Below are 15,016 nucleotides of genomic sequence, written 5' to 3'. Positions count from 1 at the left end.
GGTGGATGGCCGTGGCTGCTCCGTGGGCTGGCGAACGCCATCGGGGAAATGGGCCGCGGGTGCTTGGGTCGAGGGCCTCCCGGCATGGGCGGCACGCAGGCGTCGAGCGGCTTGGGGGAATGGCGCTGTGAGTGTTCTTGGAGCGGGGGAAGGCTTCGTGGCGTGGGCACGGCTGGGCCTGGAGCACCGTGCGGAGGTGTCGCTGTGAGCGTCCCCGTGGCGGTCAGCGCCTTCGCGGTGTGGACTCCGGCGGGCGTGTTCATCGACACGACGCCCGAGGCCGGTGCGCCGGATGCGCCCCTGGCCGCGTGGCCGGATGGGCCGGTGTTGGCGCAGGTGCATCCGCGTGCTCGGCGTCCGCATGCCCATGCGGTGTCCCTCGTTCGGTTGGCGCATCAGCTCCTGAGCGAGCGTGAGCGCGCGGCTCCTCCGGCCTTGCGGCTCATCCCCCGGGACGAGGTGGAGCTGTCGCTGGGCACTGTGGCGGGGAGCGCCTCGGCGGACCTGGAGTTCGTCGAGGGACTCCGTCAGCGCGGCGTCGCGTTTGGCTCGCCATCGACGTTCGTCTACACCCTGCCCACCGCGGCCCCCGCGGAGGTCGCATTGGCGCTGGGACTTCGCGGTGCGCTGACGACCGTGACCGCGGGCGCCGTGAGCGGCTTGTCGGCGGTGGCTCGGGCCGCCGCGCGCATTGCTTCGGGGAGTGCTCGCGCGTGTCTGTGCGGTGGTGTCGAGCTGGCTCGCGTGGGCGAGCGGTGGGCCGGGCCGGGCACGGGGCACGAAGCGGTGGCGCTGTTCCTCCTGGAGGCCGTGGACGCAAGTTCGCCCTGGCCTCGGGTGGAGGCGTGGGGCCTGGGTTTTGGCGAAGCGGCGTCGACCGGGACGGACACCTTGTTGGAGGTGGCTCGGGCCGTGGCGCGGGCTCGCGAGCAGGGAGGGGCCCAGGCGGTGGTCGGCTCCTCCCCCGAGGGTGCCTGGGCCCGACTCCAGGTCGCCCCGTCGCCCAGCAGGGGGCCATGACAAACCTCGAAGCGGGGTGGTAAGGATTCCGTCTCAACCCTCGCCTCGCCCAGCAGACTCATGCCGGTCCCTTCTCGTAACGCGCTCGTCACTGGTGGCACCAAGGGGATTGGCCGCGCCGTGGCGCTGCGGCTCGCGCGCGAGGGATGGCGCGTCACGTGTGTCTACAAAGGCGACGAGGCGGGCCGCGACGCGTGCGCGCAGCGGTTCGCCGAGGCCTCGCTGCCTGTCTCGTTCGAGAAGGTGGATGTGTCCGTGCCCGCCGAGGTGTCCGCCCTCTTCACGCGGCTGGCGGACGGTGAGCGCGAGCCGGATTGTCTGGTCAACGCGGCGGGCATGTCGCGGGACGCGCCGCTGGCGTTCCTGAGCGTGGCGGACTTTGACGCCGTGCTGTCCGCGAACCTGCGGTCGACCTTCCTCATGTGCCAGCAGGCCGTGAAGCCCATGGCGCGGCGGCGCTTCGGGCGCATCGTGAACTTCGCGTCCCCCGCCGCGCTGCTCGGCAACGAGGGGCAGGCCGCCTACGCCGCGGCCAAGGCCGGGGTGCTGGGCCTGACTCGGACGTTGGCGCGCGAAGTGGCGCGCATGGGCATCACCGTCAATGCCGTGTCGCCGGGCCTCGTGAAGACCGAGATGACGGCCCACCTCTCCCCGGAGCAGGTGGAGAAGCTGGTGCGCCGCACGCCGTTGCAGCGGATGGGGACTCCCGAGGAGGTGGCGGGCATGGTCCGCATGCTGTGCGCGGACGACGCCAGCTACATCACCGGGCAGTGCTTCTCCATCGACGGTGGACTGAGCTAGTCGCGCGCGTCCGTCGCCGCGCCCCTTCCAGAGAAAGAGCCGATGCAGGACTCCCAGCCCCAACTCCGACAGCAGCTCAAGGAACTCATCGTCACCACGCTCCGCATCGAGGGCGTGAAGCCCGAGCAGATCGGCGACGAGGAGCACCTCTTCTCGCCCGAGAGCACGTTGGGGCTCGACTCGCTCAGCGCGCTCGAGCTGCTGTCCGCCATTGAGTACACGTTCAAGGTCCGCTTCGAGAACGACGGCTCGGCGCGGCAGCACTTCGAGTCGGTCGCGACGCTCGCCGCGTTCGTGGCGTCCGCGAGACGCTGACGCCATGCGCGGGGTGGCCATCACCGGGGTGGGCATCGTCTCGGCGCTGGGCTCGGGAGCCCGGGTCCACCAGGAGGCGCTGCGCGCGGGTCGCTCGGGTCTGCGGCCCCTCGGGCTGTTCAGTCTCGCGGGCCTGCCGGCGTTGCCAGTCGGTGAGGTGGAGGGCGCCTCGCTGGAGCGGGAGCGAGGGCCGCGCTGCCTCGACCTCGCGATGCTCGCCGCGCGGCAGGCGCTCGCGGGGGCCGATTTCTCGGGCTCGGGGGTCATGGCCCTGGGGACCACCACCGGCGGCATCCTGGAGTCCGAGTGCCACTACCTCACGCATCGTGGGCAGGAGGGCGCGGAGGAGCGCGAGCTGCTGCGGCACCACTCGGCGGGGACGGTGGCGGACATGCTCGCGGCGAAGCTCGATTTGAGCGCGGAGCGGCATACCTTCTCCACCGCCTGCTCCTCGAGCGCGAACGCGGTGGGGTACGGCGCGGCGCGGGTGGAGCAGGGCGCGCCCTGGGCGCTGGTGGGGGGCGTGGACTCGCTGTGTCGGCTGACGTACGCGGGCTTCCACTCGCTCAAGCTATTGGCCAGTGACGCCTGCCGGCCCTTCGGGCGCAATCGCCAAGGGCTCTCGCTGGGCGAGGGCGCTGCCTTCCTCTTCCTGGAGCACGAGTCTCGCGCGCGGGCGCGAGGGGCGCCCATCCTGGGCTACGTGGCGGGGTGGGGGTGTTCCGCGGATGCGTGGCACATCACCGCGCCGCATCCCGAAGGCCGGGGAGCCATCGCCGCCATGCAGGCCGCGCTCGCGGATGCGGGCCTGTCGGCGGAGCAGGTGGACTACGTCAACGCGCACGGGACGGCCACGCCCGCGAATGACAAGGCCGAGGCGCTCGCGATCAACGCGGTGTTCGCAGGCGAGGGCCCGCTGACGAGTTCGACCAAGGGCAGCACGGGGCACACGCTCGGCGCGGCTGGCGCCATCGAGGCGGTGTTCTGCCTGCTGGCGATGGAGTCAGGGCACGCGCCGGAGTCGGTGGGGCTGGTGGAGCCGGATCCAGAGCTGCGCGTGCGCCACGTGCCGCGCGGAGGCGTCCAGGCGCCGCTGCGCGTGGCGCTCTCCAACTCGTTCGGCTTCGGAGGCAACAACGCGGCGCTGGTGCTCACGAGGTCCGAGTCATGAGCGCAGCGATTCTGGGCGTGGGGGTCGTGGCCCCAGGCGCGACGGACGGCGCTTCGTTCTTGCGCGTGCTGTCGTCGCCGCCTGGTGCTCCCGCTCGCGTGGAGTCCATTCCGGACACCGGCGATGCGAAGACCCGGCGGCTGCCTCGGCTGGAGCGGATGGCGCTCGCGGTGGCTCGGCAGGCGCTGCCGCAAGGCGTGGACCGGGACTCGCTCGCGCTCGTCTTCGGCACAGGCTACGGCGGGCTGACGGCGACGGTGGAGTTCCTGGAGGGCATGGCCACTCGCGGCGCCGAGTTTGGCAGCCCCACCGCGTTTCATCAGTCCGTGCACCATTCGCCCGCGGGTCAGTTGTCCATCGCGCTGGGCCTGCGCGGTCCGTCCCTCACGGTGTCCGCGCGAGAGGTATCTGGTGAGACGGCCGTGAAGGTGGCGCTCGACTTGCTCGCGACGAAGCGTGCGCGACATGCGCTCGTGGTCGCCGCGGATGAGCGCATCCCCGCGCTGGACAATGCCTACCGTGCCTTCGGTGTGCATGCCGAGTCTCCTGGCGCGTCGCCGCGAGTCCGACTGGAGCCCGGTGAGGGGGCCGCCGCCCTGCTGCTGGGCGCGGAGTCGGGGCCCCTGCGCATCGAGGAGTGTTTGCTGATCGCGCACCCCACCGCGCCGCTGCACTTCGCGCGCCCCGAGGTCATGGCACCATGGCTTCGCGCGGGCGTGGCGCGCGCATCCGCGGGTGCCTCCGTCTCGCTGTCCGCCCCGAGCGGCGAGGTTCGCGACGCGGAAGACGCGGCGCTGGGTGACGCGGTGCCTGTCGGGTCTCGGTGGGTGGACACGCCGCATCTGGGGTTCCACCCGTCGGCGGGGCTGATTCGCCTGGTGGCCGCGGTGCTGCGGTTGGCGGCCCCGGGTGAGTGCGTGCATCACGGGCTCGCGCTCGGAGGCGGACAGTCGCTGATGCGGGTGCGGCGTGTCGCTGGGTGAGCCAGTGCTTGGCGTGGCCACTGCGCTCGTGGCGGGCGGTGGGGTGCTGGCCGGCATGGCGGCCGGGGTTTTTCATCCGCGCGTGATGCTCTTCGGTCCGGGCATCTGGCGCGGCCCCACCACGCGCCCCGTGGTGGCGCTCACCTTCGATGACGGCCCCCATCCGCACTACACGGCGCGCATCGCGGACATCCTCCATGCGCACGGTGCGCGGGCCACGTTCTTCTGCGTCGGTCGCGAGGTGGAGCGGCACGCGGGGCTCGCGCGAGCGCTGCATGCGGCGGGGCATCAGCTCGCCAATCACACGTGGCGGCACGGGACGGGCGCGGACCTCTTCGTCGCCTCGCGCCTGGAAGCAGACTTGCGGCGCTGTCAGGAGTCTCTCTTCAGCGTCACGGGGGAGCGCCCGCGGTACTACCGGCCCGCCGTGGGCGTCCGGAACCCCGCCGTGCACCAGGCCGCGCGTCAGGCCGGATTGACGGTGGTGACGTGGACGCACGCCGCGCGGGATGGCGCGTGGGCCTTCACGGCGCGCCGAGCCCGAGCGCTCGCCGCGAGAACACGCGCGGGCCACATCCTCACGCTCCACGACGGGAGCCCTCACGCGCGCTCCGCGTTGCGCGAGCAGACGGTGGAGAGCCTCCCGCTGCTGCTCACGGAGCTGCGCGCGCGCGGGCTCGGCACGGTCACCTTGCGCGAGTTGCTGGCCGGCTGAGGACCGAGCGTCCTCGCCGGCTGGCTGCGTTCCTGGCTACGACAGCTTGAGGAGGGCGGAGAGCGTGCCCTCGGGGTTGCGCACGAAGGGGTTCTCCGGATCCAACACGTAGCCGCCGAGAATGGCCGTGATGGCGCGCTTGATGGCCTGCGTCTTGTTGGGATGCAGCAGGACCCGCGGCAGCTCGCCGGTGTACCAGGTGCGCACGAAGACCCGGAAGACGCCCACGGCCTTCTCCACGACGGCGCCGTACTCGGTGTTCCAATCCACCGTCTCGCCCTGGAGCGTGCGATGCACGAGCGCCGCGGCCCGGCTGGCGGACTCCAGCGCCACGGTGACTCCCGAGGAGAACACGGGGTCGAGGAACTCCGCCGCGTTGCCCGTGAGCGCCCAGCCCGGGCCGTGCAGCGACTCGACGGCCGAGGACCACGCCTCCAGCTTCATCGTCTTCAGCACCGGCACCGCGTTCGCCAGGCGCGCGCGCGCGTTGGGGTCCTCGCGCAGCAGGCTCATCAGCCGGTCGCGGTCACAACCCGACACGCTGTCGTACAGCGCGCGCTCCATCACCACGCCCACCGAGGTGCGGCCGTTGGAGAACGGGATGATCCAGATCCACGCGCCCCGTGGATGCAGGCACACCCAGATGTCGCCCTCCTCGGCGCCCTCGGGGCGGCGGTCTCCCTCCACCCACGTGAAGAGCGCGATGCGCGGCGCCAGCGACGACGGCTTCTCCAGATTCAACAGCTTGGGCAGCACGCGGCCGTAGCCGCTGCAGTCGATGACGAAGCGGGCCTGGATTTGCTCGGTCGCGTTGCTCTCCAGGTCCGTGGAGCGGATGACCGCGCCGCCGCCCGGCTGGAACTCGACCGCGTCCACGCGCTGATTGAAGCGCAGGTCCACGCCGTACCCTCGCGCCGCCGTGGCGAGCGTCTGGTCGAAGTCGAAGCGCGGCACCTGGAACGTCTGCGTGCGCTGGCCCGGGAAGACCTCCGCGAAGCAGAAGCGCTCGCGGGCATCTCCCTGGAGGAACAAGGCCGCGTTCTTGGGCTGATAGCCTCGCGCCACCACGGCCTTCAGCAGGCCCGCTTCCTCCAGGAGGTCATTGCAGCGAGGCAGCAGCGACTCGCCAATCTGGAAGCGGGGGAACGTCCCGGCCTCCAGGCAGGTCACGCGATGCCCTTTTTGAGCCAGCAGGGAACCCGCGACACTGCCCGCGGGCCCGGCGCCAATCACCAGGACGTCTGTATTCATGGAATCAGGGTGCGGAGGGCTTGCGTGCGACCACCAAGGAGTTCGCGCGAAACGCGCCCGAGCCCGCCGGATGGATTACGGCGGTGAAGCCCAAGGCTGTCAAGGCATGGGCCATCTCGGAGGGCGCCCAGGCTTGGACGGTCGCGCCCTGGTTCCAGCCCCAGCGCACCGCGAGCTTCTCCAGTCGGGTGGCCCACGTCCTGCGCGAGCGCGCGGGCTCCAACTCGCGGATGAGCAGCAGCCCTCCCGGCGCGAGCGCATTCGCGCACCGCTCCAACCACTGTCGCTGCTCCTCCACGGGGCTGTAGTGCAGCACGTCCACCAGGGTGATGGCCTGCGGTTGGCCCAGCGCGCCTGCGCGGGCATCGCCCTCCACCACGTGCATGCCGGGCAGGTCCGCCAGCAGCTCCCTCGCGACGCGAGCCTTGCGCGCGTCCCACTCCAACGCGCGCACTCGGGCCTGCGGTGAGCGCAGCGCGAGCAGCAGCGGGAGCAGGCCCATGCCGGAGCCCAGGTCCACGAGGTCCACGTCTTCGGGCAGCTCGGTCAGTACCAGTCCGTAGACCGGATCCAGCCGCAGCTTCCAGCGCGCATACGAGCGCCACGCGCGGGGCAGTGCGCCCAGCCGGCGCTGAAGCTCCTTCCACCGCGGCGTCGGCAGGTGGGGCGCCAGCTCATCGGGCGCACGCACGAGCCCCACGAAGTGCGCGGTCGCGCCTCCGAGGATGAGCGCGAGCGCGCCGCCCACGACGAGCCCGCCCACCAGGAGGTCCACGAACAGGTCCGCGGCCAACTGTCTGGCCGGCACGTCGCGCAGCGCCTGCAGCGAGAGGGGCAGCCAGCGTCCCGTGAGGAGAAAGGCGCCCACCTGCGCGTTGGCGAAGAGGACCAGCGGCGTGAGCGGCGGCACCGACACCTGCGAGCCCAGGAGGACGGCGAAGCGATTGAGGCCGAAGAGGGTGGCCAGGGCCACGGCCAGCACGAGCTGAAGCCCGAGGAAGGGACTCGCCCCGATGAGGACGCCCACCGCGACGGCGAGGCCCAGGCGCCCTGGGCTGGCGTGCTCGTCCTTCAGGGCGTGGACGCGCGCGAGCAACTGCCGAGGGACCGCCCGGAGCCGCTCGCGCAGGCCCGGAGTGGCCGGGATGGGGGGCGGAGATGGGTCGGTGGGGCCAGGGGTCTGCATGGAGGGCGCAGCGTCGTTGCTCGGCGGCGGGGAAGGCAAGGTCCACGTCGAGGGGCGAGGCATGCCCGCCCGGGGGGCCCGGCCCGTCCGCCTGAGTGTTGACGGGCGCGGGGCCCGCGGGGCATGAGGCGACGTGTGACCGACCGCCCCACCCGCAGCTGCGACCAGGCCGGCGCCTGTGTCGTCATCCCCGTCTACAACCACGCGCGCACGGTGGGCGCGGTCGTGCGGGGCTCGTTGGAGCACGCCTCCACCGTGCTGGTGTGCGACGACGGTTCGACGGATGGCTCGGGGGACGAGGCGGAGCGCGCGGGCGCCACCGTGCTCCGGCAGCCTCGGAACCGAGGCAAGGGTGTGGCGCTGCGCCGCCTGCTGGACGAGGCGCACCGCCGGGGCTTCCGCACCGCCATCGCCCTGGACGCGGACGGGCAGCACCTGCCGTCGGACCTGCCCACCTTGGCCGCGGCCGTCACGGCGGAGCCGGGGGCGTTGACCATCGGCGCGAGGGATCTCATCGCCGCGGGCGCCCCGGCCTCCAGCGAGTTCGGTCGCAAGTTCTCCAACTTCTGGGTCTGGTTCGAGAGCGGCGCGCGCGTGGAGGACAGCCAGTCTGGCTTTCGCGCGTATCCGCTCGCCGCCTGTGCGCGCTTGCCCACGCGCAACACGCGCTACGACTTCGAGGTGGAGATCCTCCTGCGCGCGGCGTGGGCCGGCGTGCCGCTGCGCTCGGTGCCCATCGGCGTCATCTATCCGAAGGACCGCATCAGCCACTTCCGGCCCTTCGTCGACAACGCGCGCATCTCGCTGCTCAACACGCTCACCTGCATCCGCCTCTTCCTTCCATTCCCCCTGGCGCCGCGCTTGGGGCCGCTGCCGCATCGGCCTGGCCGGTCGCTGTTCGCGCTGAGGCGCTGGGCGTGGCTCGGGGGGGAGGGGCTCCTGTGGCGTGCGCTGTCCGTGGCGGTGGGCATCGCCTTGGCGCTCGGCGCGGTGAGTGGCTGGGGCTGGGCGTTGGCGGCGTTCCTCTGCGCGGTCGCGGGGCTGGGCGCGGTGCCGGCGCTGGCGGCGGGTGCGGCGGTCTCCGCGCTCCAGGGGCGTGGGCTGCCCCCGCTGGGCGCGGCGGGCATCGTCGCGGGCGTGGCGCTGGCGTGGGGCGCTTGGGAGAGCTGGGCGCGCAGGCGCGTGGAAGGGCCTCGGCAGTGGACGGGGCGCAGCCGCGGCGGCGTGCTGGGGCACTGGTTCTTCTTCCAGGTGACGCGCGTGTTCGGCATCGGCGCGGCGTACGCGGCGCTGTACCCGGTGGCGTTCTATTTTCTGCTGACCTCACGCGCGGCCCGCCAGTCCTCGGCGGCGTTCCTCGACCGAGCAGTGGCGCCGGCGCGCGGATGGGCGAAGTGGCGGCGGGGCTATCGGCACATCCTCTCGTTCGCGCGCACGCTGGTGGACCGCGCGCTGCTGTCCACTCGGGGCCGAGGCGTCTTCCACTACGAAGAGGAGGGCATCGAGCACATCCGCACGGCCGCCACGTCCGGGAAGGGCGCCGTGTTGCTCACCGCGCACCTGGGCAATTGGGACGTTGCGGCGGGGCTCTTGGGGCAGGGGAACACCCGCGGCAAGCTGGCGATTGTTGCGTTCCGGGGCGAGCAGGAGCGCCTGTCCCGATTCTTGGAGAAGGCGCACGGCAAGGGCCCGCGCGTCATCGCCGTGGGGGACGAGTTCCTCGGTTCGTTGGAGATGGTGCGCGCCTTGCGCGAGGGGACGCTGCTGGCGGTGCAGGGCGACCGAGCCACGGACCGGCACTTCGTGCGCGTGCCCTTCCTCGGTCGTGAGGCGCCCTTTCCGGTGGGGCCGTTCATGCTCGCGGCGGTCAGTGGCGCGCCGCTCATCACCACGTTCTCGCTGCAGGTGGCGCCGGCCACGTATCGCTTCTTCGCGCGGCCCCCGCGCGCGCTGGCGTTCGCGCGCGGCATCGACCGCGACGCGCAGCTCCGCGCGTGGGTCGAGGACTACGTGCGCGAGCTGGAGTCCGTCGCGCGCGAGTACCCCTATCAGTGGTTCAACTTCTACGACTTCTGGGACGCGGCGCCGCCCGAGCAGCTCACCCAGGGCGTGCGCGCCCCGCAGAAGGGCTGAGCGGTACGCCCCGGAATCTCATCCGGGGCGCACGTCCTCATTCGAATCGCTGAGCGCTCAGCCCCGGAGAGAGAGGGCCGCGGCCATGCGGCGCACGTCCTCGGAGAGTGGACGGTCCGGATCCACGGGCGTGACGGTCTCGCACAGCAGCGCGAGCAGCGCGGCGCCCGCCGTGGACGATGGCGGCCGCGCACCGAGATAGGCCGCCTGCCGCAGCCCGAGCGCGAGCGACGCCTGCACGAGCCGCAGCCGCTCGCTCTGGCGAAGGGCCTCCATGGCGGCCTGTGTCCCGAACGGCACCACGTCCTGATTGTGGCCATTGGTGGGCAGCGTCTGGATGCTCGCGGGCGTGGCGTAGCGGCGCATGGACGCGACGATCGCCGTGGCCGCGAGGTTGACGCCCGCCAGTCCTGACTGCGCTCCCGGTCGCGCGGACAAGAGCAGCGGCAGGCCACCGTTGCGGCCCGGATCCAACAGCATGTCCAGCTGGCGCTCGGCCAGGTTCGCCAGCTGCGTGAGCGCGAGGTTCAGCGCGTCCGCGGCGAACGCCACCTGTTGACCGAAGAAGTTGCCCCCGTGGATGACCTTGCCCTGTTCCGGGAAGAAGAGCGGGTTGTCACTCACGCCGTTGAGGTCGGACTCGACCACCTGCTCCACGTGGCGCAGCGACTCCTCCACGGCGCCCACGAGCTGCGGTACGCAGCGCAGGCTGTACGCCTCCTGAAGCGGGCGCCCGTCCTTCACCGTGGCGCCGCGCATGCGCTCGCGCAGCCGCACCGCCACGTCATGCGCGGAGCGGTGCCCCGACGCCTCCAGCAGCTCCGGCGAGGTGAACGTGTCCGCCGCGCCAAGCGACTCCGCCAACAGGCCCGTGAGGTTCAGCGCGAGCGACACGGCCCGCCGCGCGGAGTGCACCGCGAGCCCCGCCGCGGCCGCCGTCAGCGACGTGCCGTTCACCAACCCCAGCGCGTCCCGACCCTGGAGCACGAGCCGCCGCAGCCCCGCGCGCTCCAGCGCCACGGCGGCCTGGACGCGCTCCTCGCCCCAGAAGGCCTCGCCCTCGCCGCGCAGCGCGCCCGCCGCGTGAGCCAGGGGCGTGAGGTCTCCACTGGCGCCCACCGAGCCCCACTCGGGCACCGCCGGCGCGAAGGGCGTGGCGAGCGCGGCGCACAGGTCGTCGATGACCGGCAGGCTCACGCCCGAGTGTCCCTGCGCCAGTGACCACACGCGGGCCAGCAACATGGCGCGCGCCACGCCCGGGGCCAGGTAGTCGCCTTGTCCCGAGCGCAGATGGTTGAGCAGGCCATAGCCCTGCTCCACGGGACTGGGGGCCGCGCCGAAGGCCACGAGCGGACCGAAGCCCGTGGTCATCCCGTAGATGGGGGTGCCCGCGGCGTTCTGCTCGCGCACGAAGCCCTCGCAGCGCGAGACCCGCGCGCGCGTCTCCTCGGAGAGGGTGAGCTGAACGGGCTCGGTCGCGGCCGCGAGGTCCGCCGGGGTCAGCCGTCGGGTGCGGTCGAAGGTGAGCGAGTGAAGGGGAGGGCGGGCAGTCATGATTCCTCGAAGAGACGTTGGGCGCGCCGCCGGGAGACCTTGCCGGTGGGCGTCGTGCACGCGCTCCAGAACGACTCGGGCATCAGCCGGGGGGGAAGGTGGGGAATGGGCAGCGTGAAGCCCGAGGGGACCTCGCCCCGGGCCAGCGGCTGGATGAGGTCGCGCCCCATGCCCACGAGCAGGATGCGGCCGTCGAAGGGCAGCTCCAACGGGACGGGGTTCACCATCCGGCCGTTGTCGAGCTTGAACAGCTCATCGCGCCGACCCTCGGAGACGAAGCCGCCGTCCACGGCGCTCGCCAGGTCTCCGGTCGCGCGCCAGCCCGTGTCCAATGGGAAGGGTTGAATGCGCGCGCCCTCCACGTAGCCGAGGCCGAGGTTCGCGCCGCGCACGCGCAGCTCTTGGTGTTCACCGTCGCCCGCGGGGCAGAGCTCCAACTCACAGCCCAGCGCGCGGCCGAGGAAGTCGTCGTGGTTCCACTCGCCGGCCTCGCCCAGCGAGGCACCCGGAGCGCACTCCGTCTGGCCGTAGCCCACGCGCAGCCGGCTGCCTTGCAAGTGCTCGCGCAGCGCGCCGCGGACAGGCGCGCCGCCCACGACTCCTCCACGCAGCGCGCGCAGCGTGGCGGCGTCGAGCCGCTCCAGCATGCGAGGCACGGTGAAGAGGAAGCCCGGAGGCTCCGAGGCGAGCACCTCGGGGAACGAGGGCGGCGGCACCGAGCGCACCCGCGCGCCGTGCAGCAGCCCCATCAGGAGTTCGAGGGTGAACCCGAAGGCGTGGCTCCACGGGAGGTAGCCCGTGACGCGCGTGCCCGGCTCATACGCGAGCGCGGGGTGGTGCGTGTCGATGACGTGCAGGAGCGCGGACTCGGGGAGCGCCACGGGGCGCCCATCTCCCTCGCTGCCGCTGGTGAAGAGGATGACCGCGGGCACGGGGACCGCGGGCTCGGGCGGCGGGGCCTCGCGGCGCACCACGCCGTGCGCGTCCACCCGCGCGGCCGCGTGGATCCGCTCCAAGCGTCGGTCGCGGACCTCGGGCGACAGGGCGAGGCTCAGCGGCACGAAGGTGGCGCGGGCCTCCAGGCAGGCCACGAGCGCGATGACGAACTCAGGGCCGTTGGGCAGGGCCACGCCGACGCGGCCACCGGGGGGGACTCCCGCGCCGCGGAGCGCTCGGGCGAGCCGCGCGGCGCGCTCGCGCACGTCCCCCGTGTCTCGGCCCTGCGCGTCGAGCAGGGAGAGGGTGGGCAGCGCGAGGAGGCGGTCGAGGAGCGAGGCGCCGGACGGTCGTGCCTCGCCCGAGGCAGGAGGGCCGGCTGGGGGCAAATCCACTGGAGTCATGAATGCGCCGGGCACCATAGCAGGGACCCGGCCGGTCGCGATGTGCGGCCGAGCAGGCGTGCACGGGTGGGGGCGAGTCAGGCTTTGCCTCCCCTGGCCGAGCCCTCCCGCGCCTGTCTTGCCTCGCGCGCCCGCGGGGGGGACGCTCGGTGCCCACGTCGGTGCCTCACGGCACCGCGCGAGCGCGCCTGGGGCGCGCACGAGGGAGGCGACATGGGCAAGAAGATCCTGATGCTGGTGGGCGACTACGGCGAGGACTACGAAATCATGGTCCCGTTCCAAGCGCTCCAGATGGTGGGCCATACCGTGCACGCGGTCTGCCCGGACAAGAAAGCGGGCGACAAGATTCGCACCGCCATCCACGACTTCGAAGGGGACCAGACGTACAGCGAGAAGCGCGGGCATGACTTCGTGCTCAACGCGGCCTTCGACGCGGTGGAGGCCAGCGGCTACGACGCGCTCGTCATCGCCGGGGGCCGGGCGCCCGAGTACCTGCGCCTCAACCGCCGCGTGCTCGACCTCGTGCGGCACTTCGCTGGCTCCCAGAAGCCCATCGCGGCGGTGTGCCACGGCGCGCAGGTGCTCACGGCGGCGGACGTGGTGAAGGGCCGGAAGATTTCGGCCTACCCGGCCTGCGCTCCGGAGGTCCGCTCCGCGGGCGCCGAGTTCGCGGACATCGCCATCGACAAGGCGGTGGTGGACGGGCCCTTCGTCACCGCGCCCGCGTGGCCCGCGCACCCAGACTGGCTCGCGAAGTTCCTGGAGGTCCTGGGGACCCGCATCCACGCCTGAGCAGGGGCTGTGCTATTTCCGGGGCTGATGAGACCGATTTGGAAGAGCCTCTACGTCCAGGTGCTGGGGGCCATCGGGGCCGGCGTGTTGCTCGGCTACCTGTGGCCCGACCTGGGCGCGAAGATGCGTCCCTTCGGGGACGGGTTCATCAGTCTCATCAAGATGATGATCGCCCCCATCATCTTCCTGACGGTGGTGATTGGCATCGCGCGGATGGGCGACATGAAGCACGTCGGCCGCATCGGCGTGAAGGCCATCCTCTACTTCGAGGTCCTCACCACCTGCGCGCTGGCCCTGGGGCTCGTGGTCGCGCACGTGCTCCAGCCCGGTGCGGGCATGCACATCGACGTGGCGCGCCTGGATGCGAAGTCCATCGATGCGTACCGCACCGCCGCCGCGCACCAGGACTTCACGTCCTTCGTGCTCAACATCATCCCCACCAGCTTCGGTGACGCCTTCGCCAAGGGGGACCTGCTCCAGGTCCTCCTCGTGGCGCTCCTCTTCGGCAGCGCGCTCACCCGGCTGGGCCCCGCGGGGCACGCGCTGCTCGAGTTCCTGGAGCGGCTGTCCCAGGTGTTCTTCGGCATCGTCACCATGCTGATGAAGCTGGCGCCCATCGGTGCGTTCGGCGCCATGGCCTTCACGGTGGGCAAGTTCGGTCTGGGCACGCTGGGCTCGCTCGGCTTCCTGCTGGTGTCCGTCTACGCCACGTGCCTGCTGTTCGTGGTGGGCGTGCTGGGGCTCATCGCGCGGCTGAGCGGCTTCTCGCTGTGGCGCTTCCTGCGCTTCATCCAGGGCGAGCTGCTCTTGGTGCTGGCCACGTCATCGTCCGAGCCCGCGCTGCCCCGGATGATGAAGCGCCTGGAGGAGGCGGGGTGTGACCGGGCCGTGGTCGGTCTCGTGCTCCCCACGGGGTACTCGTTCAACCTGGACGGCACCTGCATCTACCTCACCATGGCCGCGCTCTTCGTGGCGCAGGCGCTCGATGTTCCCCTGACGCTCGGCGAGCAGCTCACCCTCTTGGGCGTGCTCTTGCTCACATCGAAGGGGGCCGCGGGCGTGACGGGCTCGGGCTTCATCACGCTGGCGGCCACGCTGTCCGCCCTGCACGGCAAGGTGCCGGTGGAGGGCGTGGCGCTCATCATCGGCGTGGATCGCTTCATGTCCGAGGTGCGCGCCATCACCAACACCATTGGCAATGGCGTGGCCACGCTCGTCGTGGCCAGGTGGGAGGGGCTGCGTGATGACGCCCGCATGGAGGACGCCTTCCTCCATGGGCCTCCTGTCGAGGAGCAGGCGCCCGCGCTCGAGGCCGCGCGGCCCGGCTGAGTGGAGGTGCTCGCGCAGGGGCGGGGCGAGCGACCGTGCCCTCGTCCTCGCCGCGCGCCGTCCGACGGGCCGCTCCGCGACAGCGCGCCCGAGCGCGCCTTGCGTGGACCTCCAGGCGTGTCCACTCCCAGGAGAAGAGGGAGGAACACCATGACGCGCAAGGTGATGGATTGCCGCGAGGCTCCGAGCGAGTCGCATTGCACGCTGACCATCGCGGGCGAGGAGGGAGAGGTGCTCGACGCCGCGGTGGCGCACGCCATCTCCGTGCATGGCCACTCGGAGAGCCCCGAGCTGCGGGAGATGCTCCGCGGCATGCTGCAGGACGAGTCACCCGACGCGGTGACGGTGGTGGCCCGAGGCATCGCGGTGGAGCCGGCGCAGCCCAGCCGGCACTGAGCGCGGCGGGCCTTGGGGCGGGCGCCAGGA

Annotated in this window: 14 protein-coding genes; 10 read left to right on the top strand and 4 right to left on the bottom strand. The window is 72.2% G+C overall.

All coding sequences use genetic code 11. The features are described 5' to 3' along the window. The first annotated feature begins 204 nt into the window (after positions 1-204). The 6 genes from KRR26_RS06390 to KRR26_RS06365 are packed head-to-tail and all read left to right on the top strand — an operon-like array spanning position 205 to position 5,005. Positions 205-1,020 (top strand): beta-ketoacyl synthase N-terminal-like domain-containing protein, encoded by an 816-nt coding sequence (locus tag KRR26_RS06390; protein WP_217079356.1) that lies wholly within the window; start codon positions 205-207, stop codon positions 1,018-1,020. Positions 1,021-1,080: 60 nt separating this feature from the next. Further along, positions 1,081-1,821, top strand: coding sequence for a 3-oxoacyl-ACP reductase FabG (gene fabG / locus KRR26_RS06385; protein WP_120201833.1), 741 nt, complete (start codon positions 1,081-1,083; stop codon positions 1,819-1,821). Positions 1,822-1,863: 42 nt separating this feature from the next. Next, positions 1,864-2,136, top strand: coding sequence for an acyl carrier protein (locus tag KRR26_RS06380; protein ID WP_120201831.1), 273 nt, complete (start codon positions 1,864-1,866; stop codon positions 2,134-2,136). Between the two features lie 4 nt (positions 2,137-2,140). After that, complete coding sequence (locus tag KRR26_RS06375) at positions 2,141-3,307, top strand: beta-ketoacyl-[acyl-carrier-protein] synthase family protein (protein WP_217079355.1); 1,167 nt, start codon at positions 2,141-2,143, stop codon at positions 3,305-3,307. Then, the gene (locus KRR26_RS06370; protein ID WP_217079354.1) at positions 3,304-4,290 is read left to right on the top strand and encodes a beta-ketoacyl synthase chain length factor; all 987 of its coding nucleotides are present in this window, start codon (positions 3,304-3,306) and stop codon (positions 4,288-4,290) included. The genes KRR26_RS06375 and KRR26_RS06370 overlap by 4 nt, the downstream gene beginning before the upstream one ends. Positions 4,291-4,303: 13 nt before the next feature. Beyond that, positions 4,304-5,005 (top strand): polysaccharide deacetylase family protein, encoded by a 702-nt coding sequence (locus KRR26_RS06365; RefSeq protein ID WP_147422861.1) that lies wholly within the window; start codon positions 4,304-4,306, stop codon positions 5,003-5,005. Between the two features lie 36 nt (positions 5,006-5,041). Here the strand turns inward: KRR26_RS06365 and KRR26_RS06360 are convergent, their stop codons facing one another. Together KRR26_RS06360 and KRR26_RS06355 are read right to left on the bottom strand one after the other, a co-directional pair. Further along, positions 5,042-6,256, bottom strand: coding sequence for an NAD(P)/FAD-dependent oxidoreductase (locus KRR26_RS06360; protein WP_120201822.1), 1,215 nt, complete (start codon positions 6,254-6,256; stop codon positions 5,042-5,044). Positions 6,257-6,260: 4 nt separating this feature from the next. After that, a complete protein-coding gene (locus tag KRR26_RS06355; RefSeq protein ID WP_158611361.1) occupies positions 6,261-7,442 on the bottom strand; it encodes a DUF2062 domain-containing protein in 1,182 nt (393 codons plus the stop codon). A 135-nt stretch (positions 7,443-7,577) separates the two neighbouring features. On the opposite strand from KRR26_RS06355, the gene KRR26_RS06350 reads away from it, so the two are divergent. Next, complete coding sequence (locus KRR26_RS06350) at positions 7,578-9,575, top strand: LpxL/LpxP family acyltransferase (RefSeq protein ID WP_217079353.1); 1,998 nt, start codon at positions 7,578-7,580, stop codon at positions 9,573-9,575. Positions 9,576-9,632: 57 nt separating this feature from the next. Here KRR26_RS06350 and KRR26_RS06345 read toward each other — a convergent pair whose 3' ends face one another. Together KRR26_RS06345 and KRR26_RS06340 are read right to left on the bottom strand one after the other, a co-directional pair. Further along, positions 9,633-11,129, bottom strand: a complete 1,497-nt coding sequence (locus tag KRR26_RS06345) for an HAL/PAL/TAL family ammonia-lyase (RefSeq protein ID WP_120201816.1) — start codon at positions 11,127-11,129, stop codon at positions 9,633-9,635. After that, complete coding sequence (locus KRR26_RS06340; RefSeq protein ID WP_217079352.1) at positions 11,126-12,469, bottom strand: class I adenylate-forming enzyme family protein; 1,344 nt, start codon at positions 12,467-12,469, stop codon at positions 11,126-11,128. The genes KRR26_RS06345 and KRR26_RS06340 overlap by 4 nt, the downstream gene beginning before the upstream one ends. 213 nt (positions 12,470-12,682) lie before the next feature. Between KRR26_RS06340 and KRR26_RS06335 the strand changes: the two genes are divergently transcribed. From KRR26_RS06335 to KRR26_RS06325, 3 genes are all read left to right on the top strand, one after another. After that, on the top strand, positions 12,683-13,261 hold the full coding sequence (locus tag KRR26_RS06335; protein ID WP_120202328.1) for a DJ-1/PfpI family protein: 579 nt from the start codon (positions 12,683-12,685) through the stop codon (positions 13,259-13,261). A 27-nt stretch (positions 13,262-13,288) separates the two neighbouring features. Further along, positions 13,289-14,590 carry a dicarboxylate/amino acid:cation symporter gene (locus tag KRR26_RS06330; RefSeq protein WP_120201811.1) on the top strand — a complete coding sequence of 434 codons (1,302 nt, stop codon included), beginning with the start codon at positions 13,289-13,291 and terminating at the stop codon, positions 14,588-14,590. Positions 14,591-14,740: 150 nt separating this feature from the next. Continuing rightward, positions 14,741-14,986: a DUF1059 domain-containing protein gene (locus KRR26_RS06325; protein WP_217079351.1), complete on the top strand. Its 246-nt coding sequence runs from the start codon at positions 14,741-14,743 to the stop codon at positions 14,984-14,986. Positions 14,987-15,016 lie beyond the last annotated feature (30 nt).

Origin of the sequence: Citreicoccus inhibens (assembly GCF_019039035.1) — a bacterium.
Lineage (GTDB): Bacteria > Myxococcota > Myxococcia > Myxococcales > Myxococcaceae > Citreicoccus > Citreicoccus inhibens.
This window is presented reverse-complemented; position numbering and strand designations above follow the sequence as displayed.